This window comes from Amycolatopsis sp. GM8 (assembly GCF_021653975.1).
Taxonomy (GTDB): domain Bacteria; phylum Actinomycetota; class Actinomycetes; order Mycobacteriales; family Pseudonocardiaceae; genus Amycolatopsis_E.
Genome location: NZ_JAJKFK010000003.1, coordinates 890,521 through 911,042, shown reverse-complemented (window position 1 = coordinate 911,042; position 20,522 = coordinate 890,521). Strand labels below are relative to the sequence as shown.

Annotated in this window: 18 protein-coding genes and 1 pseudogene; 13 read left to right on the top strand and 6 right to left on the bottom strand. The window is 68.3% G+C overall.

Annotation, left to right across the window (positions count from 1 at the left end; translation table 11 throughout):
- Positions 1-12 precede the first annotated feature (12 nt).
- From LOZ83_RS17710 to LOZ83_RS17700, 3 genes are read right to left on the bottom strand one after another with little or no spacing between them, the layout of a single operon-like run.
- Positions 13-1,308, bottom strand: coding sequence for an MFS transporter (locus LOZ83_RS17710; protein WP_236791876.1), 1,296 nt, complete (start codon positions 1,306-1,308; stop codon positions 13-15).
- Between the two features lie 60 nt (positions 1,309-1,368).
- Positions 1,369-2,484, bottom strand: a complete 1,116-nt coding sequence (locus LOZ83_RS17705; RefSeq protein ID WP_236791875.1) for an NDMA-dependent alcohol dehydrogenase — start codon at positions 2,482-2,484, stop codon at positions 1,369-1,371.
- A gap of 28 nt (positions 2,485-2,512) precedes the next feature.
- Positions 2,513-4,009 (bottom strand): aldehyde dehydrogenase, encoded by a 1,497-nt coding sequence (locus LOZ83_RS17700; RefSeq protein ID WP_236791874.1) that lies wholly within the window; start codon positions 4,007-4,009, stop codon positions 2,513-2,515.
- Between the two features lie 194 nt (positions 4,010-4,203).
- On the opposite strand from LOZ83_RS17700, the gene LOZ83_RS17695 reads away from it, so the two are divergent.
- From LOZ83_RS17695 to LOZ83_RS17640, 12 genes and pseudogenes are all read left to right on the top strand, one after another.
- Complete coding sequence (locus tag LOZ83_RS17695) at positions 4,204-4,620, top strand: Zn-ribbon domain-containing OB-fold protein (RefSeq protein ID WP_236791873.1); 417 nt, start codon at positions 4,204-4,206, stop codon at positions 4,618-4,620.
- A complete protein-coding gene (locus LOZ83_RS17690; protein WP_236791872.1) occupies positions 4,617-5,771 on the top strand; it encodes a thiolase family protein in 1,155 nt (384 codons plus the stop codon). The genes LOZ83_RS17695 and LOZ83_RS17690 overlap by 4 nt, the downstream gene beginning before the upstream one ends.
- Positions 5,768-6,277 (top strand): hypothetical protein, encoded by a 510-nt coding sequence (locus LOZ83_RS17685; RefSeq protein WP_236791871.1) that lies wholly within the window; start codon positions 5,768-5,770, stop codon positions 6,275-6,277. Before LOZ83_RS17690 ends, LOZ83_RS17685 begins: the two co-directional genes overlap by 4 nt.
- A complete protein-coding gene (locus LOZ83_RS17680; RefSeq protein ID WP_236791870.1) occupies positions 6,274-6,999 on the top strand; it encodes an SDR family NAD(P)-dependent oxidoreductase in 726 nt (241 codons plus the stop codon). The genes LOZ83_RS17685 and LOZ83_RS17680 overlap by 4 nt, the downstream gene beginning before the upstream one ends.
- 10 nt (positions 7,000-7,009) lie before the next feature.
- Entirely contained in the window at positions 7,010-8,023 is a 1,014-nt protein-coding gene (locus tag LOZ83_RS17675) for a CaiB/BaiF CoA-transferase family protein (RefSeq protein ID WP_236791869.1), read from the top strand.
- Between the two features lie 44 nt (positions 8,024-8,067).
- Positions 8,068-8,739 (top strand): GntR family transcriptional regulator, encoded by a 672-nt coding sequence (locus LOZ83_RS17670; protein WP_236791868.1) that lies wholly within the window; start codon positions 8,068-8,070, stop codon positions 8,737-8,739.
- Between the two features lie 82 nt (positions 8,740-8,821).
- Positions 8,822-9,970, top strand: coding sequence for a thiolase family protein (locus LOZ83_RS17665; protein WP_236791867.1), 1,149 nt, complete (start codon positions 8,822-8,824; stop codon positions 9,968-9,970).
- Positions 9,967-10,335 (top strand): Zn-ribbon domain-containing OB-fold protein, encoded by a 369-nt coding sequence (locus LOZ83_RS17660; protein ID WP_236791866.1) that lies wholly within the window; start codon positions 9,967-9,969, stop codon positions 10,333-10,335. Before LOZ83_RS17665 ends, LOZ83_RS17660 begins: the two co-directional genes overlap by 4 nt.
- A gap of 10 nt (positions 10,336-10,345) precedes the next feature.
- Positions 10,346-11,914: a class I adenylate-forming enzyme family protein gene (locus LOZ83_RS17655; RefSeq protein ID WP_236791865.1), complete on the top strand. Its 1,569-nt coding sequence runs from the start codon at positions 10,346-10,348 to the stop codon at positions 11,912-11,914.
- Positions 11,907-12,770 carry an SMP-30/gluconolactonase/LRE family protein gene (locus LOZ83_RS17650; protein WP_255823938.1) on the top strand — a complete coding sequence of 288 codons (864 nt, stop codon included), beginning with the start codon at positions 11,907-11,909 and terminating at the stop codon, positions 12,768-12,770. Before LOZ83_RS17655 ends, LOZ83_RS17650 begins: the two co-directional genes overlap by 8 nt.
- Positions 12,767-13,591 (top strand): CoA ester lyase, encoded by an 825-nt coding sequence (locus LOZ83_RS17645; RefSeq protein WP_236791863.1) that lies wholly within the window; start codon positions 12,767-12,769, stop codon positions 13,589-13,591. The genes LOZ83_RS17650 and LOZ83_RS17645 overlap by 4 nt, the downstream gene beginning before the upstream one ends.
- Positions 13,588-14,737 (top strand): annotated as a pseudogene (locus LOZ83_RS17640) (acyl-CoA dehydrogenase family protein). Before LOZ83_RS17645 ends, LOZ83_RS17640 begins: the two are co-directional and overlap by 4 nt.
- Before the next feature lie 356 nt (positions 14,738-15,093).
- Here the strand turns inward: LOZ83_RS17640 and LOZ83_RS17635 are convergent.
- Complete coding sequence (locus LOZ83_RS17635; RefSeq protein WP_236791862.1) at positions 15,094-16,581, bottom strand: hypothetical protein; 1,488 nt, start codon at positions 16,579-16,581, stop codon at positions 15,094-15,096.
- A 356-nt stretch (positions 16,582-16,937) separates the two neighbouring features.
- Between LOZ83_RS17635 and LOZ83_RS17630 the strand changes: the two genes are divergently transcribed.
- Entirely contained in the window at positions 16,938-17,096 is a 159-nt protein-coding gene (locus tag LOZ83_RS17630) for a hypothetical protein (RefSeq protein WP_236791861.1), read from the top strand.
- Positions 17,097-17,211: 115 nt separating this feature from the next.
- Here LOZ83_RS17630 and LOZ83_RS17625 read toward each other — a convergent pair whose 3' ends face one another.
- Together LOZ83_RS17625 and LOZ83_RS17620 are read right to left on the bottom strand one after the other, a co-directional pair.
- Positions 17,212-18,441 (bottom strand): HEPN domain-containing protein, encoded by a 1,230-nt coding sequence (locus tag LOZ83_RS17625; protein WP_236791860.1) that lies wholly within the window; start codon positions 18,439-18,441, stop codon positions 17,212-17,214.
- 218 nt (positions 18,442-18,659) lie between these two features.
- Positions 18,660-19,838 (bottom strand): hypothetical protein, encoded by a 1,179-nt coding sequence (locus tag LOZ83_RS17620; protein WP_236791859.1) that lies wholly within the window; start codon positions 19,836-19,838, stop codon positions 18,660-18,662.
- Positions 19,839-20,522 lie beyond the last annotated feature (684 nt).

Sequence of the window (20,522 nt, the reverse complement as noted above, 5' to 3'; positions counted from 1 at the left end):
GAAGGCGAGGCGTCAGTGTGTGGGTGACGCTGCGGGGGAGCCGGTGGACTCGGTCAGCGATCGGCTGGCGGTCTCGGGCAGTCGCCAGGCCAGCAGGAGCCCGACGACGAGGGCGATGGCGGCGAGATAGAGGGCCGGTGCGACGGGGGTGTGCGTAGCGGCCGCGAGCGCGGCGGCGACCAGCGGGGCGGTGCCCGCGATCGGGCCGACGCCGAGGCTGTAGGCCAGCGCCGAGCCACTGGAACGGGTGCGGGCGGGGAAGAGTTCCACGAGCACGATCGACGACATGACGTTGAGTCCGGCCTGCGGAATCGCGAACAGGCACATGCCCAATAGGGCCAGGCCCGGTTGGCCGGAGCCGACCAGCAGCAGCACCGGGACGGCCAGCACGGCGTGGGCGAGCGCCCCGCCGACGTAGACGCGGCGCCGCCCGATCCGGTCGGAGAGGGCGCCCGCGACAGGGCAGAGCCCGGCGTAGAACAGCAGGGCGATTGAGCTGACGGTCAGGGCCGCTTTCTGGTGGCCTCCGGCCGACATCGCGGTGGTGAAATACGTTGCCAGGTAATAGAAACCGACGCCGGTGACCGAGGCGCACGCGAAGGCCAGAAGTAGTGTCGACCGCTCGGTTCTGAGCGCAGTCCGCACTGGCGTGGCCGCGATCTCGTGGCGCTCACGCAGTTGCTGGTACACCGGGGTCTCGTCGAGGCGCAGCCGCAGATAGAGGCCGATCAAGCCGAGTGGTGCGGCGAGCAGGAACGGCAGCCGCCAGCCCCACGACTGCATTTCCGGCGCCGTGAGCAGGTTTTGCAGCAGCAACACCGATCCCGTACCGGCCACAATGGCCAGTCCGCCGGACGCGGAGATCAGGCTCGCCCGGAAACCGCGACGGCCCGGGGGCGCGTACTCGGCGAGGAACGCGGACGCGCCGGTCCACTCGCCGCCCGCGGACAGGCCCTGCACGCAGCGAAGCAGGACCAGCAGCAGGGGCGCCCAGAACCCGATCGCCGCATAGGAGGGCAGCACGCCGATCAAGGTGGTGGCGCCGCTGATCCCGACGACCGCGGCAGACAGGGCGGTCCGGCGGCCCCGGCGGTCGCCGAGCGAGCCGAGCAGGGCGCCGCCGAGGGGACGGAACACGAACGCGATCCCGAACACGGCCAGGGAGGCCAGCAGGGACACGACCGGGTCGCCGCCGGGGAAGAACACGCGGCCGAGGGTCACGGCGAGGGCGCCGTAGACCGCGAAGTCGAACCATTCGGTGAAGTTGCCGATGAGGGTGGCCACGACAACGGTGGATGGAGAGCGCATCGGTGGGCTCCAGTGGAGGAGTCGTGGTGTGGCCGGCCCCCTCCGGCCACACCAGGGGGGTCACTTCGAGTAGTCGATGATGCCGCGGATGATCTTGCCGTCGCGCAGGTCCTGGTAACCCTCGTTGATCTCGTCCAGGGTGTAGCGCGCGGTGATCAGCTCGTCGAGCTTGAGCTGCCCGGCGTCGTACATGCGCAGCATCTTGACGATGTCGTACTGCGGGTTCGACGAGCCGAACAGCGTGCCCTTGATGGTCTTCTGGTTGAACACGAGGTCCGAACCGGACACGTGCACGGTCAGGTTCTCCGGGTTCGCCACCCCTGTGACCACCACGGTGCTGCCCTTGCCGATGACGGCGAACGCGTCGGCGATGACCTGTTCGGTCATCACCCCGACCACGCAGATGGCCTGGTCCGCGCCCTCGCCCCAGGTCAGCTCACGCACCGCGGCGGCGGCCTCCTCGGCGGTCGCGAACGCATGCGTGGCACCGAATTCCAGTGCGGTGTCCCGTTTGAACGCGACCGGGTCGACGACGATGACGTTCTTCGCCCCGGCGTGCACCGCGCCCTGGACGGCGTTGATGCCGACGCCGCCGATGCCGTAGATCACGGTGGTGTCGCCCGGCCGGACTTCGCCCGCATTGACCGCACTGCCGTAGCCGGTCGGGACGCCGCAGCCGACGAGCACCGCCTTGTCCAGTGGCAGCCAATCGTCGACCTTGACGCACGACAACTCCGAGACGGTGGCGTATTCGGAGAAGGCGCCGAGCATGCAGAACGCGCCTATGTCGCCGAGCTCGGCGTCGTGCATCCGGAACGTCCCGTCGGGCATGCTGCCTTCGAGGATCGTGGCGCCCATGTTGCACAGGTTCTGTTTCCCAGTCGAGCAATAGCGGCACTTGCCGCAGCTGGGAATGAAGCTGCACACGACGTGGTCGCCTTCGGCGACCCGGGTGACGCCCGGGCCGACCCGCTCCACGATCCCGGCGGCTTCGTGCCCGCCGACGATCGGGAACCGGACGACGTTGTCGCCGTCGATCATGTGCAGGTCGGAGTGGCAGAGTCCGGCGGCCGAAACCTTCAGCAGGACTTCGTTCGGGCCGGGTTCGTCGAGTTCGATCTCCCGGATGTCGAAGGGGGTGTGGTAGCCGGTCAGTACAGCGGCGCGAGTCTTCATCGTCTCTCCGTCGGTCGTCAGGGGAAGGTCAGCCGTGGAAGGTCCACACGGATTTGGTTTCGAGGTAGCCGTCGAGGCTGTCGGGGCCCAGGTCGCGGCCGTAGCCGGACTGGGCGAAGCCGCCGAACGGGGCGGCCGGGTCGGTGAGGCCCCAGCCGTTGACGTACACGGTTCCGGCGCGCAGGGCGCGGGTCATGGCGTGCTCGGTGGCGACACTGCCGGTCCAGACCCCGGCCGCGAGGCCGTAGTCGCTCGCATTGGCGCGGCGGGCGACCTCGTCGGCGTCGTCGAACGGCAGCACGACCACGACCGGGCCGAAGATCTCCTCCCGCACGCATTCCATCTCGTCGGTGACGCCCGCGATCACCGTCGGCGGGAAGAAGAACCCGCCGCCGGACGGGAGTTCGCCGGCCTGGTGCACCTTCGCGCCGTCCGCGGCGGCGCGCTCGACGTAACCGCGCACCCGCTCCAGCTGGCGTTCATTGACCAGCGGCCCGAAATCGACGCCGTTGTCCAGACCGTGCCCGATGGTGAGCGCGCCGGCCTCGGTGAGTAGCTTGTCGACGACCTCGTCGTGGATGTCGCGGTGCACGAACAGCCGGGACGGGGCGCTGCACGTTTGCCCGGAGTGCCAGAAGATACCGCCCGCCGAGCCGGCGACCGCGGCGTCGAGATCGGCGTCCGGGAAGATGATGTTCGCGCTCTTGCCGCCCAGTTCGAGGGTGACCCGTTTGACGAGATCCGCGGCGCCCCGCGCGATCTGCTTCCCGACCGCGGTCGAGCCGGTGAACGACAGCTTGCGCACGTCCGGATGCGACACCAGCGCCGCCCCGGCTTCGGCGCCCAGACCGGGGACCACATTGAGCACGCCGGGCGGCAGCCCCACCTCGGTGGCCAGCTCGGCCAGCCACAGCGCGGACAGCGGGGTTTCCTCCGAGGCCTTGAACACCACAGGACATCCGGCCGCCAGCGCGGGCGCCATCTTCCAGCCGCACAGCAGCAGCGGGAAGTTCCACGCGGTGATCATCCCGGCCACGCCGGCCGGCTCCCGCTCGGTGCGCACGTGGATTCCCGGGTGGGAGACGGGAACGGTCGTGCCGTGGATCTTGCTCGGCCACCCCGCGTAGTAGAGGAACGTCCGCGCGGCGAATTCGACGTCGATCGCGCGGGCCGCGCCGCGGACCTTGCCCCCGTCGAGCACTTCGAGTTCGGCGAACTCGTCCGCGTGAGTATAGATCGCTTCGCCGATGCGGGACAGGATCCGCCCGCGCTCCAGGGGACTCATCCGCCGCCATTCGGAGGCGGGGTCCAGGTTCCGCGCGGCGGCGGCGACCGCCGCGTCGATGTCGGCCGGTCCGGCGCACGCCGTGGTCGCGATGCGGGTGCCGGTGCCCGGGTCGATGACCGGCTGCGTCCGGCCGCTCAGAGCCTCGCGGCGCTCCCCGTCGATGAACAGGTGCGGTGCCGCGGCGAGGCGGGAAGCCACGACGGGAGCAAGGCCCTGGGCACGTGTCGTCGTTGACATCTACGTCTCATCCTCTTCGATATTTGATACAAACCGATGTGACGGAGGCTACGTTAGCCCGCGTCTGATGTCCAGAACGAGTTCGGATTTGACTATATAAGCTGCTCAAAGCGCGAGTGATCGCTGACGCCTTGTCTGATCATGTATCAAACTTGTACGGTCTCACTATCTACTCATGACTGCTGGAGGTTCCGATGCCCGCCGTCGCCGCGGCCCGCCCGTTCCGGGAGGGGCTGCTGAAGCTGGCGCCGCCACGCCTGCTCGGGTCCCGTTGTGATCGCTGTGCCACGGTCTCGTTCCCGGCGCGGGAGTTCTGTCCCGGCTGCCGGGCCGTGGACGCGATCGCGGAGACCGAACTCTCGCCCGCCGGATCGGTGTACAGCTTCACCGTCGTCCGGCAGGCACCGCCCGGAATCGCCGTGCCCTACGTGCTGGCCTACGTCGATCTCCCGGAAGGCGTTCGCGTCCTCGCGCAGGTCAGCGGGGTGGCGCCCGAGGAGGTCACGATCGGGCTGCCCGTGCACCTGGAACTGACCGCCTTCGACCAGGACGCGGAGGGCGCCGACCTCGTCGGTTACCGGTTCCGTGCGGGCAGCGAGGTGGCGGCATGACTCTCGCTCCCGCGCATGTCGCCGGCGCCGGCATGATCCGGTTCGGCAAGTACCCGGCCGACGTGACCCTCGAAAAGATGGCCGTGGGCGCCGCGCGTGCGGCGCTCACCGACGCCGGTGCCGAGCTGCCCCACATCGACGCGGTCTACGTCGGGCACGTCTTCGGCGGACCCGTTGCCGGACAACGGATCGCGGCGCAACTCGGGCTCGACGGGCGCCCGGTGTCCAACCACGAGAACTACTGCGCCAGCGGAGCGACCGCACTGCGCGAGGCCTGGGTGGCGCTGGCCGCCGGGCTGCACGACGTCGCGCTCGTGATCGGCGTCGAGAAGATGACCGACCGGGTGTCCGGTGGTGTCCGCCCCGACCCGGGCGACCTGGACGCGGCGGTCGGCTACGTGATGGCCGCCGGCCACGGCCTCAGTGCCCGCCGGTACATGGCCGACCACGGCGCCACCCGCGAGCAGATCGCCGCGGTCGCGGTGAAGAACCACGCCCACTCGGTGCACAACCCGTTCGCGCACTACCAGCGTCCGATCGGCCTCGACGAGGTGCTGTCCGCGCGTCCGATCGCGGAACCGCTCGGGCTGCTGGACTGCAGCCCGATCTCCGACGGGGCTGCGGCGATGGTGCTGTGCAGCCCGGCCGGGCTGCGGCGGCTCGGGCTGACCACGTCCGTGCCCCGCATGCTGGGTTGTGCGCTGGTCAGCGGGAGCGTCCGGCCCGGCACCGGCGACGTGAACGAGGAGGACGTCTCCCTGCGGGCGGCCGAGGAGGCCTGGAAGCTCACCGGGGTCGGCCCCGGCGACATCGACCTGGTGGAGATGCACGACTGCTTCACGATCGCGGAAATCGTGCGGATGGAAGGGCTCGGCCTGATCCCGCGCGGCGAAGGCGCGTCCTGGACCGAGGCCGGGCACACCTCGCTCGGCGGGCGGCTGCCGGTCAACCCCAGCGGCGGGCTGCTCTCCCGCGGTCACCCCGTCGGCGCGACCGGCGTCGCCCAAGCCTGCGAGCTGACCTGGCAACTGCGGGGGACCGCGGGCGCCCGCCAGGTCGAGGGCGCGCGCGTCGGCCTGAGTTACTGCAAGGGCGGCACGGTCAACGGCACGGACGGCGGATCGGTGACGACGCTGGTGATGGCCCGATGACCACTCAGGTGACCGCCGGCGTGCACGTTTGGGGCGGCGACAGTGCACTCGTGCACCCACTGTCCACTGTGGAATCCGCAGTGCCCGCCGCGTGCCTGGTCCCGGACCTGCCCGGTGACCGCGATCTGGAAGCGCTGTCCGACGAACTGCTCGACGCCGAGATCGGCGACGTGCTCGGCAATGTGCTCGCGGAGGTGCAGCGGCTACTGCCCGGACTGACCGGCTCGGGGCGGCTGGTATTCCTGCTCCCGGCCGAGGCTGCGCTGGGCCGCCCGCACGCCACGTCCGCCGGTGCCGTCGCCGGCGGGATCCTGTCGATGGCACGGACCCTGGCGATCGAACTCGCCCGGGATGGCATCGCCGTGAACACCGTGCTGTACGCCGATGCCGCCGAAACCGCGGTCGCACACCAGGTCGCCGCGCTGCTCGCTGCCGAGGGCGCGGCCGTGACAGGGCAGGAAATCTACGTGACCGCGGGCAGCGGTCTCGGGAGGTTGCGGCCATGAAGACCGCGCTCGTGACCGGCGGCGCCGGTGGCATCGGCCGGGGCGTCTGCGCGCGGCTGGCCAGGGATGCCGACGTGGTGGTCGTCGCGGACCTCGATCCCTACGCGGCGGCGGCCGAGATCGGGCCGAAGGCGCGGCCGATGGTCCTGGACGTCAGCTCGGCGGCCTCCCGCACCGCGGTGGCCGCGGCCTGCGTCGAGGAGTTCGGCGGCGTCGACATCCTGGTCAACTGCGCCGGTGTGCTCAAGGACGCCCGCGTCGGCACGCTCGACCCGGCGTTGTTCCGCCGCCTGCTCGCGATCAACCTCCTGGGCCCGCTGGCGCTGACCCGGCTGCTGCTCGGGCCCATGACGCGACGCGGCGGGGGCGCGGTCGTCAACATCGCCTCCCGCGCCTGGCTGGGCACCTTCGGCTCCACGGCCTACTCGACCGCCAAGGGCGGTCTGGTCGGTGCCACCCGCTCGCTCGCCCTGGAAGTCGCACGCCAGGGCATCACCGTCAACTGCGTCGCCCCCGGGTTCGTCGCCACCCGGATGACTGACGGCCTGCCGGACCGGATCCGTGAGCGCACGCTCGACGCGATCCCGGTCGGCCGCGCCGGGCGCCCCGATGATGTCGCGGACGCGGTGGCCTACCTCGCCGCGGCCTCGTACGTCACCGGTCAGGTGCTCGTCGTGTGCGGCGGGCGCAGCATCGGCGACCCCTACCGGCAACCGGCGTGAGGGAGTGGACATGGGACCACTGAAGGGATTGCGCGTCGTGGAGTTCGCCGGGCTCGGCCCGGCACCCTTCGCTACGATGATGCTCGCCGACAGCGGCGCCGAGGTCGTGCGCATCGACCGGCCCGGGGCCGGGCGGTCCGGCGGGATCCTCGACCGCGGGCGCTCCGCAGTCGGCCTCGACCTGAAATCCGAACACGATCTTGCCAGGGCTCGTGAGCTGATCGGCGGCGCCGACGTGCTCACCGAAGGTTTCCGGCCGGGCGTCATGGAACGGCTGGGCCTGGGACCGCAGGTGTGCCTCGAGCTCAACCCGCGCCTGGTCTACGGGCGGATGACCGGCTGGGGCCAGACCGGACCGCTGGCCGCGAAGGCCGGGCACGACATCAACTACCTGGCGCTCACCGGTGCCCTGCGGTCGATCGCACGCCAGGGACAGGCCCCCGTGCCGCCGCTCAACCTCGTCGGCGACTACGGCGGCGGCGGGATGTTGCTCGCCTTCGGGGTGCTGGCGGCACTGCGCGAACGCGACACGAGCGGCCGCGGCCAGGTCGTCGACGCCGCCATGATCGACGGGGTCAGCCTGCTTATGTCGGGCATCTGGCAGCGTGTCGCCGACGGCCGGTGGCGGCCCGAACCCGGCACCAACGACATCGACACCGGGGCTCCCTTCTACGACGTCTACGAGACGGCCGATGGCGAGTACGTCGCGGTGGGCAGCATGGAGCCGCAGTTCTACGACCGGCTCGTCCGGGCACTCGGGCTGGATCCCGCCCAGCTGCCCGATCAGTGGGATCGGGCGTCCTGGCCGGCCACGAAGAAACTGTTCGCCGGGATCTTCGCCGGCCGGACCCGGGACGAGTGGGCGGAGATCTTCGCGCCTCTCGACGCCTGCGTCACGCCGGTGCTCGGCATGGCCGAGGCGAGTGCCGACCCGCACCTGGCGGCGCGCGCGACGCTGCGGACGCGCGATGGCCGCGTGGAACCCGCGCCCGGCCCGCGTTTCGGCCTGACTGCGGAGGGATAGTCTTGATAAAGTATTCGGCACCGGCGGCACGAGGACGGGGTGACATGGCGAGGGCGGCGCAGCCACGACGGCGGAACACCAGCGACGAAGTCGCCGCCCATATCCGTGAGCGCATCTTCGACGGCACCCTCGAACGCGGCCAGCGCGTGCCGCAGGACGCGATCGCCGCCGAGCTCGGCGTCAGCCGGCTGCCGGTGCGCGAAGCGCTCATCACCCTCGAGACCGAAGGCCTGGTGGACACCGAGACCCACCGCGGCACGTTCATCGTGCCGATCCGCCAGGAGGACATCGAGGACCACTACCGCATCTACGGCATGGTCCAGGGCCTGGCGACCGCGCGGGCCGCCACCCGCATCACCGAGCCCGTGCTGCGCAAGCTCGAGGAACTGCACGAGCAGATGGGGCGCAGCACCGATGCCGACGAGCTGCACGACCTGAACTGGGAGTTCCACACCCTGATCAACAAGACCGGGGGCAGCAGGCGACTGCTTTCGGTGCTGCGGCAGCTGTCGCGCAACCTCCCGCGTTCGGTCTACGAAGCGCCTTCGGGCGGCGGACCCCAGGCGAACACCGGGCACGCTCGGATCCTGGAGGCGCTGCGAGCGGGCGACGCCGCGGCAGCCGACGCCGCCAGCCGCGAGCACGTCCGCGGTGAAGGCGACTACGTGGTGCGGACCCTGCGCACCAAGAGCGTGCTCGCCGACGACGAGTTCTGACGCACCACCCGTGCCGCCGGCGAAGCCCGGTGTCTGCCCACTGAACATATATATGATCAAATATCCGAACGAGGGAGTTGGCATGAGCAGGCCACTGGCGGCCGTCGCCGGGGTGGGCACGACCCGCTTCGGGAAAATGCCCGACCTCTCCGCCGATGACCTGGCCGGCTGGGCCCTGAGCGAGGCGCTGTCTGACGCCGGACTCACCGTTCGCGACATCGATGGGCTCGTGGCCAGCCGGGTCAGCGGCTATGAGCAGTTCGCCGCGGCCTACGGCCTGCAGCCACAGTGGTGCGTGCAACTGCCCGCCGAGGGGCGGATGTGCGGGGCGGCGATCGCGCTGGCCGTCAACGCGCTCCGCACCGGGGAATGCCGGACCGTGGCTCTCGTGTACGGCAACAACGGCCGCTCCGCCGGAGCCACCTACGGGGCCGGAGGCGCGGGATACACCGCCGCGGGGGAGGGCTATGGGACCGCGCCCGAGCTGACCCGGCCGTACGGGATGACCTCGCCGGGCGCGTTCTCGGCGCTGATGTTTCAACGGCACAGCTACCTTTACGGCACCACCGAGGAACAGCTGGCCGAGGTCGCGGTGACCTTCCGCAAGCACGCCGCGCTCAATGCCGCGGCCGTCATGCGCGACCCGCTGGACCTGGAGACCTACTTGGCGTCCCGCTACATCGTCGAGCCGCTGCGCCTGTTCGACTATTGCCTGATCAACGACGGAGGCGTGGCGGTGATCCTCACGACGGCCGAGGCCGCCGCGGATCTGCCGCGTCCGCCGGTCTATGTCCTCGGAGTCGCCCAGCGAGCCCAGTTCCTCGGTTCCGACTTCCCGCCCGAGGATTTCTGGGCCGGGGCGATCGGCGAGGCCGGAAGTGCCGCACTGCACCAGGCCGGCCGCGACCGCGCCGACATGGACGGGCTGATGCTCTACGACAATTTCAGTCCTACCGTGTTGTTCACGTTGGAGGGCCTGGGTTACTGCCCGCCCGGCGAGTCCGGCCAGTGGATCCAGGACGGCCGAATCGGCCTGGGCGGCGAACTTCCGGTCAACACCTCCGGTGGGCACCTGTCGGAGAGCTATCTTCAGGGATGGGGCCTCACCGTCGAGGCTGTCCGCCAGCTGCGCGGCGAGTGCGGTGCCCGGCAGATCCCGGGCGCGACGCACATCCAGTACGCCTGCGCCGCGCCGCTGGTGTCCTCCGTCGTGTACGGGAGCGAGCCGTGACCGCCGACCTCGGGGCGCACTTCGCCGGGCTCGAAGCCGGGCAATTGCGCGTGGCGCGCTGCGAGGCGTGTGGTGAGTCCCGGTTCCCGCCCAAACCGGTCTGCCCGCACTGCCGCGCGTCCGGCGGTATCGAGTGGTTCACCGCCGCCGGCACCGGAACCGTGTGGTCGTTCGCGGTGTTCCACAAAGCCTATTTCCCGCCACCGGGGCCACAACCGCCTTATGTCGTGGCGGTCGTGCTGCTGACCGAAGGCGTCAAGATCATCAGCACTGTCACCGGTGACGGCGTTCGCGTCGGCATGCCGGTCCGAGCGAGCTTCGAGCGTGCGAACGGCGTTGCGCTGGTGCGCTTCCACCCGGCCTGAGGAGTCCATTGTGGATCATTACCGACTACTGAACCAGACGACGCTGCCGGGTGTGCTGCGCGCATTGGGCGTGCATTTCGGCGACTACGAGGCGGTCGTCGCCGCCGACGGCCGCGCCACCTTCGCCGCCCTGCTCGGCTCCTGTGAGCGGGTCGCGGCGGGCTACGCCGCCGCAGGACTGCGGCCGGGGGATCGGGTGGGTGTGCTGCTGCCCAACGGAATGCGCTGGCTCGCCGCGACACTCGGGGCGCAGCTGGCCGGGCTCGTCGCGGTTCCGATCAACACGTGGTACCGCTCGTCGGAGTACGCCTATGTGATCGAGCGCGCCCGCCTGCGCGCGGTGGCCACCGATGCCAAGCTGTTCGGCCGCGACGTGCTCGCCGATCTCGCGGAGGCCGGGTATGGCGAGATCTTCGGCGAGTCCCGTCGCGACTACCTCGGCGCGCTCACCTGGCCCTCCGGCGCCGAACTGCCTCCGGCGCTGCCCGCCGGGGCTCCCGTGGACGTGCCGGTCGGACCGGATGATCTGGCGGCGATCCTGTTCACCAGTGGCAGCACGGCGAAACCCAAACCGGTCCCGCTGCGGCACGGTCCGCTGGTCGCCAATCCCCGGGAGATCGGCCGCCGCCAGCACCTGCGCCCCGGCGACCGGCTGTGGATCTCCTCGCCGTTCTTCTTCGGTTACGGCACGGCCAATGCGCTGCCCGTCGCGCTCACCCACGCCACAACCTTGTGCCTGCAGGAACGGCTCGACGGTGAAGCGGCGCTGGAGTTCATCGAACGCGAGCGCTGCACTGTCTACTATGGACTCGCTCCGACCACCCGTGCGCTGCTGTCCGCGCCCTCGTTCGGGAAACGCGATATTTCCTCGTTGCGTACCGGAACCACCGGTTTCACCGCCGAGGACAAACGCCTCGCCATCGAGGAACTCGGGGTCACCCAGATCTGCAGCATGTATGGGCTCACCGAGGCTTATGGCCACTCCGCGGTCAGCGACGCCCTGGATCCCGTCGACGTCAAGCTGCACACGTGTGGCACTGCGTTGCCCACGCAGCAAATCCGCATCACCGATGACACCGGCGAACCCTGTCCGGCTGGTGTGACCGGTGAGATCGAGCTGTCCGGCGCCGTGATCGGCGGCTACCTCGACGCGCCCGATCTCGACGCCGAAGCGATCCGCCCGGGCGGCTGGTTCCGCACCGGAGACCTCGGATCGCTCGACGAGCACGGCCGGCTGCGTTTCGCGGGACGCCGCAAGGAAATGATGAAGATCAAGGGCATCAACATCGCGCCGGCCGAGGTCGAGGAGGTCCTCATCGGTCATCCCGCGGTGGATCAGGCGTTCGTCATGGGGGTGCCCGGTGCCGGCGGTGACGAACTGATGGCCTGTGTCCTGGTGCCGCGCGACCCCGGCGCCGATCAGGACAGTCTCGTCGCCGACGTGACCGCCCACATCCGGGCCAACGCGGCCAGCTACAAGGTGCCCGCCCGGTTCGTGCTGATGGCCGGGCCCGACCTGCCGCTCACCGACACCGGCAAGGTCAGCAAGCTCAAACTGCGGGAGGTGCTCGATGCCTGAGATCCATTTGCTCGTAAGCGGTATCGGCTTCACTGAAGGTCCTTTGTGGACAATCGACGGCCGCCTTCTGGTGACCAGTGTGTCCCGCGGCCAGGTCCTCGAACTCGACCACCGCACCGGCGCCGTGGTGCGCCGCGTCGAGACCGGCGGCGGACCCAACGGCCTGGCCGAGGACGAACACGGCCGGGTGTGGGTCGCCCAGAACGGCGGATCGGTGCGGCCCAGCAGTTCGCGCCGGGCGGCCGCCCCCGGACTCCAGACGCTCCTCGGGGACACGGTCCTCGACGCGGTCAGCACCGGTCTGCGTGCCCCCAACGACCTCGTGCGCGGACCGGACGGGCGGATCTGGTTCACCGACCCCGGTAGCCCGCACGAGGAGGGCCCCGGCGAGGTGTACGCCTACGATCCGCGCGACGGCCGCCTCGAAGTGATGGCCGAGGGCATCGACTTCCCCAACGGGCTGGCTTTCGCCCTGGACGGAACACAGTTGTTCGTCGCCGCCACCCGGGAACGCCGCGTGTTGCGTTACAGCTGGGACGGGCACGCGTTGCGGCGTGACGGTGTCTTCGCCGAACTCCCTGGCGGTCCCGATGGCCTCGCGTTCGACGTCGAGGGGCGGCTGTACGCGGCCTTGCCCGACGCGGACCAGATCGCCGTGACCGACGCCGACGGCAGCCTTCTCGCTCCGGTCCCGTTTCCGGCGGGCACCTTCCCCACCAACCTGTGTTTCGCCGGATCGGCGCGCGACACGCTCGTCGTCACTGCGGCCAAGGGCGGTCGGGTGCTGGCCTTGGCCGAGGTCGCCACCGGACCCACCGCCTCGAGAAGTCTCGGCGAAGCCCGGCGGCGGGCATGAGCGAACAGTCGCCGGGCGACGCGGCGACCCTGCTGTTCGTCCCCGGCGACCGGCCGGAGCGGTTCGCCAGGGCCGCGGCCGCCGGCGCCGACCTGGTCGTGCTGGACCTGGAAGACGCGGTGGCCCCGGACCGCAAGGACGCCGCGCGCCAGCACGTGGCGGAATGGCTGGCCGGCGGGCACGAGTGCGCCGTGCGGATCAACGCGGCGGGCACCGAGTGGTACCGGCGGGACGTGGCCGCGGTGGCCGCACCCGGCCGCGCGGTGATGCTGCCGAAGGCTGAGGATCTGGTCGTGCTGCACGAGCTGGCGGCGGCCCTCGGTGAAACCGGGTGTGTCCTCGCGCTGATCGAGACGGCGCGCGGCGTGATGGACGCGCGGGACATCGCGGCGGTGCCCGGGGTGCGGCGGCTGGCGTTCGGCAGCTTCGACTTCGCCGCGCAACTCGGCGTCGCCCCGGCTGATCGCGCGGCGCTCGGGCCCGCGCGAGGCGCGCTGGTGCTGGCATCGGCTGCCGCCGGACTCGCCGGCCCGATCGACGGCGTCACCAACGACCTGCACGACGGAGACCTGCTCACCGACGACGTCAGCCACGCCCGGCAACTCGGGTTCACCGGGAAGCTGTGCGTGCACCCGAAGCAGGTGCCGGTCGCCGCGGCCGCACTGCGCCCGAAGGACGCCGAGGTGGGCTGGGCGCAAACTGTCCTCGACGCGGTGTCGGCGGACGGGGTCGTCGCGGTGAACGGGCAGATGATCGACAAGCCGGCGCTGGCGCGCGCATGCCGCATCCTCCGGCAGGCAACAGAAAGGAGTGGGCAGTGAAGCTCAGCGAGGACGAGCGGCAGATGGTCGCGCTGGTCTCGGAGTTCGTCGACGAGCGGGTGCGCCCTCGGGTGCGCGAGTTCGAAGAGGACGACATTTATCCGGCCGAGTTCATCGAGGAGATGAAGAAGCTCGGGTTCTTCGGGCTGCTCGCGCCCGCGGAAATACGGCGGTGTCGGGGTGAGCACCGCGTGTTTCGCGCGGGTCACCGAAGAACTGGCGCGGGGCTGGATGAGCCTGGCCGGCGCGATCGGCGGCCACTCCGTCATCACCTATCTGATCAGCACTTTCGGCACACCCGAGCAGCGCGAGCGGTACCTGCCGAAGATGGCCGACGGGAGCATTCGCGCGACCATGGCGCTGACCGAGCCCGGCGGCGGCAGCGACCTGCAGGCGATGCGGACCCACGCCGTGCCCGACGGGGACGGGTGGTCGATCACCGGGTCGAAGACGTGGATTTCCAACGCCGCGCACTCCGGGCTGATCGGTCTGCTGTGCATCACCGACCGGGACGCGAAGCCCGCGCACCGGGGGATGAGCGTGTTATTGGTCGAGCCGGGCGATGGGCTCACGATCTCGAAGAAGCTGCCCAAGCTGGGTTATCGGGGTATCGAGGCGTGCGAGCTGATCTTCGACGCCATGCGCGTGCCCGGACATGCCGTGCTCGGCGGAACTCCGCACCAGGGCTGGCCGCAGATGATGCGCGGCCTCGAGGTCGGTCGGATCCAGGTCGCCTCGCGCGCGGTCGGTGTCGGTCAGGCCGCGCTCGACGCCGCGGTGCGGTACGCGCAGGAACGGGAATCGTTCGGCAAACCGATCTGGCAACATCAGTCCGTGGGTAACCTGTTGGCTGACATGGCCACCAAGATACGCGCCGCGCGGCTGCTGACCCTGGACGCCGCCGAGCGGCTGGACGCCGGTCAGCGCGCGGACATGGAAGCCGGCATGGCGAAGCTGTTCGCGTCCGAGGCGGCGATGCAGGTGGCCCTCGACGCGGTGCGCGTCCACGGCGGCTACGGCTACTCCAAGGAATTCGACGTCGAACGCTATTTCCGGGACGCACCCCTGATGATCGTCGGCGAAGGCACGAACGAAATCCAGCGCAACGTGATCGCGGCGCAGCTCATCGCCCGCAACAAGATCTGACCGCGGGGCGCGATGGACACGCCTGCGCTCGTTTCGTCCTATCGCCGAGCGGCCGCCGAACGAGCACTCCTGCCGCTGCTTGACGACGCCGATCTTCACGTGCAGGCTTGGGTGGCTGCCCGCGCCACGGAATTCGCGCCTCGGCAAGCGGAGGCCGGTCTTGAACAGCTCGCGATCGGAAAAGGGATGGTCCGATTCAAAGCTAGGATGGTTCTCCGCCAATGGCGAAAAGGCGAACTCCGATTTCCTTAGAGATTTTCGCCCTGTGTCGCGGCATCGAACCACTTATCGCACTGCGCGTGCAGCAGGGACTCGCCGCCGGCATGGCGTTCCTCGGCTGGCATGGATGGACCGGGTCAGCCGGCGGGGACCAGTTCGATGTGGCCTTGCCCGATAGCCGGGCCGTCGACGCGCCAGCCCGGGCCCGGGCCCCGGGTGTAGACGAGTTGGTATTGCGGGCGGGTCGGCGGCTGGCGCCGGTCGTTGAAGGCGTAGTTCAGGTCGAGCAGCCAGCGGCCGAGCCGGCCGGCCTTCTCGTAGCGGTCCGCGATGATCGGGGCGGCGGACGCGCGGTCGGCGAACGGGTCGTTCACGACGTCGCAGTCGCAGTAGTAGGCCAGGGCGCCGACCTCGCCGTACCCGGCAACGGGCGCACCCTTCGGCACCTCGGTGCCGACAGCGCGGCCCATGGCCGCGTACTGGGCGGGGGTGCCCCAGTTGCCGTAGATGACCGGCTCGACCCAGGGCACCGGGCCGGCCAGTTGGGAGCCGGCGGTGAGGCCGATGAACAGCACCGTCGCGAGCACCGCGATCCGGGAACCCAGGGCGGTGACCGTCACGGCGGCGGACACGCACAGCAACCCGACGGCCGGGCAGTAGTACCAGTGATACGGCGGGACACCCACCGCCGCGTAGGCCAGCCAGTGTGCGACTCCGGCCGCGGCGAAGGCGAAGGCGAGGCGCGCGGCGGCCGGACGTGGCCGGGACAGCGCCCACCACGCGACGCCGGCGAGGGCGACGACGAGCGGTACGGCGACGAGCAGCGTCGCATGGGTCCAGGCGTGGATCATGTGCCAGGGCCCCGTGAAGAATGTGTCGCCGCCGGCGAACGAGCCGGCGGCCGACTTGATCGCGTACGTGTCGGGCACGGCCCCGCCGAGCACGACCCACGACAGCAGGTGCCAGGGCAGCACGGTAGCCAGCCCGACGCCCACGACGACCCCAGTGGTCTGGACCTTACAGGTCGAGGCGAGGACGAGCAGGCCGAGAGCGAGGACGGCGGCGGGTACGGCCAGGTCGGGCCGGGTCAGCACGGCGAACCCGCACAGTAGCCCGGTGGCCACCGGCCGGCCGGCCATCGCGTAGCGAGCCACGCCGGTCAGCACGGCGATCGACAGGAACGTCTCCATGCCGATCGTCGACGCGAACAGCGGGGACGTGACCAGCATCCCGACGGCGAGGGCCGGCAGCACGAGCGGTGACAGGCCGGCGCGGCGCGCCACAGCCGAGAGCCAGACCGCGGTGGCGGTGGTGGAGCCGACGAGGACGAGTCCCACGCCGACCGTGCCGGACCCGGTGATGAGGATCCCGAGCGCGATCAGCCACACGTTGAGCGGGCTGGTGGCGGTGTTCGAGGTGCGGTAACGGGTCAGGCCCCAGTGGAAATGCTCGGCCAGGTTCTGTGCGTAGGCCATCGTGATGTGGCCGTCGTCGAGAATGCCGCGGAACCCGACGGCGAACAGGCCCAGCCCGAGCGCGGCGCCGACCGCGGCCGGGTACAGCCGCCTCGACCAGCGACGGCCGGGCTCAGTCTCCGGTTCCGTTGGCGCCCGATCGATCACCATCGGCGCATTTGCCGGAGCCGCTTCGTGCATGGGCGCGAGTCTGGCAGAGCTGCTCGTGACGATCGGTCAAACCTTCCAATGCACCCCCGGAAGTGTGGTATTCGCTGCGAATCCCCGTAGGCAGTGACGAGGTCGCAACCGCGGTACCAGTGGAAACGAACCCGGACGGAGTGGTTCGCACAATGACCAACCTGTGTGGGGCGGGCGGGGCTCGAACCCGCGGCCAAGGGATTATGAGTGTCCGAAATCACTCAGCAGGAGGAGAACGTCGAGGTAATGGGCGACAAGGGCGGTCCGACCGTGTCCACACGAGGCTGCGACCGACCCAAGTTCATGGACAAGCTCATGGACAAGGCTTGCGCGAGCGGGGCCAGGGGCTGCCGACCGTCTCCTGTAACGCTCTGCTGCGGACCCGTACCTTCGTCGTCGTGTGGCTCCTGACCGTCGTGGGCCTGGTCGCGGTGCTTCTCGCCTTTTTACTCGGGGCGACCGACGTGAAGTCGACCCAGCAGTAACGGCTGCGGCAACATCCGGGGTTGTGCCCGGTCGGCACTCAAGGCGCCGTCGCGCCATGTTGACTCATGATGCGGGGCCGGAACCGGCGTCGCCCGTTACCCGGACTGTAATGGGTCAACGCTTGGCGGTGTCGTACGGCCAGTAGAACGGTTCCGGCTCGTTCTTGAACTGCTCGACGAGCGCAAGCATATGCGCGCCGAGTGCACCTCGTTCCCTGAGCGCGTCCGCGCCGAGTCTCGCAAAAACGGTGCGAGGGTAAACTTTTCGCTTTTCGATCAAACGCGCCTCCAGGTGATCCCGGAGCATCGAGTAGGCTGATTGCGCCGCTTCCGCGTGTCCCCCATGAGGCTGGAAACCGGCGTGAATAATCGAATTTCGTATGATGTATAGATTTTTCCAGTAGAAGCCGACAGCTGATTGTTCGGACTTAACGTCCCATTGGCCGCCGAGTTTTGACGGAATCTTCTTGGTCAGCAGTGACTTGAACGGTATTTCCGCCGATAGCTCGTGATCGATCTCTGTGGATGATAAGCCTTCATCAACCAGGATCGTTCGGTAAGTGTCGAATAACAAACTTTCAGCCGCAATTTGAAAGCTAATAATGGCATCTACAGCATCGCCGGTCTGTCGAAGTGCCCTCTGGGCTCTAGATCTCCACGAGGCTGTAGTCAAATACGGCTTACTTTTCATGATTGCATACAGTGCCTGATTCAACTCATCTTCGGTGAAGGGTTGGCTTTGATTCATCGTGCTTTGGGCGGCAGTCTCCGGATGCATGTACATTGAGCTAATCATCCTCCATGGCTTTCCTTTAACCAGGGCACCGATGATAACGATTGGCCGAAGATCTTGTGACATTATTGAACGGATCCGCACATCTTTCGTGATCAGTTGGGCGGCATGTAGGAATAGGTTAAATACTCTGAGGCAGCGATGGAAGGCATATCCACGATCCTTGACCTCATCTTCACCTTCCATCGGCGCGTGCGGTGTCTCCAGTGTGACCCACTGATCGTGCGCGACTAGGCTGTCTTCGCCATAGCGTTCATCTTGTTCGCCCGAGATTCTAACCTTGTAGAGGTTCTCAATGGCGGCGTGAGTTCCTTCTTGCCATGCTGGAAGTCCTGGTGTAGGTGAGTCGTAGAGGCGAATATTGACGAATGGCATATTGCCAAATTGCCTCGTTGCTTCGCTGCTTTTGTAGGCCGACATCAGATGGATGATGTGCCCGATTTCATTCGGGATTCCGACTGGAAATGGCAGATGGGCCGTAAATGTGACTACGAACGGTTCGGGGACGAGAGCTGAGAGGTCGAGTTGGCTGGTCGATGCTTCGTTGTCCATGACAATGATCGTACGGTCTCGTCAGCTTCCTGAGCAGCAAGGGGGGTTCGCAAACGGATGTGTCGGCTGCGCTCCGATCTAGCTAACTCTGCCGCGTGAATATGCTTAAAATGCCCCATGGTCAGGAGTCAGCCGTGACGACAAGCAACAACCACACTCAACATCATGGCTCAACGGTCAGCAAAATAACCACGTAAGACGCGGCCTTAATTGGCCGACTACGGCCTTTTGATCTGTTCATCTAACCGGCTGATTCGCCGATTCTGGCGAACCGATCCTATATCTTGCGCAAGAGCTCGCGCTTTGGTGACTTGCTGTTCCGCTGATTCACGCTCGTTTTGAACCACGAGGGCTGCCGCGAGGTCAACGCGTAAGCTTGCTTCGGCTCGGGTGAAGCTTTGGTCGAGTCCGCTGAGAGCTTTCCTCAGTACGCCTGCTGCCTCGGGATCGCCGACGCGCGACAGAGCATGCCCGCGCCATCTGGCAAGGTGGATTTCGTCTAGCATCACGTACGGACCGCTCGCGGCCGCAGTGTCAGTAGGCATGAGACGAATAGCTCGGTCAAATGCACGAAGACTGGCCGACCGGTTGCCGCGTGCGGCAAGGACCTCGCCATGTGCCGCAGCGAGCCAGGCGCGCAATAGGTGGCCTGCGTTTTTCTCGGCCACGGTACGCGTCGTTGAAAGCAACTCGTCCGCCGCATCAGCGTTGCCGAGATCGACCAAGACGAAGGCTTGTTCGGCTGCCGTGTGGGCTTTGAATTCGAAGTGGCTCGTTTCGTTTATTGCCGCCTTGGCGCTCTCGTATTGTCGCCATGATCCCAATAAGTTGCCGAGATCGAGGGCTTGCCAACCTGCGAGCGTTCCCAGTTCGGCGCGAATAGCGGCCAGTTGGTCGCGTGTTCCAGGGGTGAGGCTGAACGACAGTAGAATATTCACTTGCCGAATCTTGGCCTCGACTTCCTCTCGGACGACCGGCGCGCCCAGTTGCCTGTCGATTCGGCGGATGGCATCCAGTTGACTGTGAATCAGTGCAAGTATTGAAGTGTCGACTCGGCGCGCGACGCTGAGCATCCGCCGCAGTTCCTGCTCGCCTTCTGCATACAGCGCGTCCGACGTGGCTCCGGGCGGTGACAGAAGCTCCTGGATGCTCGTGCCGAAGAGGCGTTCGAGCAGGCGTGAGGTGGCAACGCGCGGCGTACCACCGGGAGAGCCGTCTGCCGCGCGGCCAGCCATCAGACGTTTGAGGTTCCGTTCGCTGAGCGTTCCTCGCTCGCCGACCTGGTGGGCGAACCGCTCGGCGTACTCGACGAATTCGGCGAGTGTCTCGCCTCGTTCCCAGATCTTCTGTTCGAGCACGGTGCGCGGTGCTCGCCCGCGGCTGCCTCCGTTCGTCACCGTCGGTCCTCTCCTCCCCGCGGCAGGCCGCGATATGGCCCTGCTTTGGCCCTCATCCGGCCTTTCATTGCACTGCGCTGACAGTCAAGCTGATATCAATTGTTGCATATGGATACCTGCTGGTAGTGGTCAGTGGACGATCGCCTGAACGTCGGCTTGTCAGGGGCAGGTGAGGAGAGGTGAAGGAGTATGTGCGCAGCTCGATTGCTGCTTGCGCGGCCGGTGAAGGGCACCGTCCGAGAGCGTGTGACGCATCTCGTGTACTTCGGGGAGGCGCGAAATCGCTCCGAGCTGGTGCGGGCCTGCTGCGGGCGAGCGTTCGGTCCGGGTGAGTTGGAGTTGCTCGACGGGGTGACCGGTATGCCGTGCGAGGCGTGTCTGCGTGGCGCCGCTGCGGAGCAGGACAAGTGCAAGGTTGATGCGCATGACATGCTCTCGTCCCGTCTGGCTGGGCTTGAGGCGGCGGTAGACGCTCTCGCCGAACAGGTTGAGCGGATGAGCGACGTTGTTGCGCGGGCATTCGAGGGGCTGAGTACGTCAGCCAGGGCCACGCGTCAGCGCCCGTCGGAGGCGCTGGAGGCCGGTAGGACGGGCGATGTTTCCTAATGACCCGAGTCGCGCTCATCGCGGTCATCTACTTCGGACCGTTCGTGCTCGCCGCCGTGTTGTTGTTCGTCCACCGGC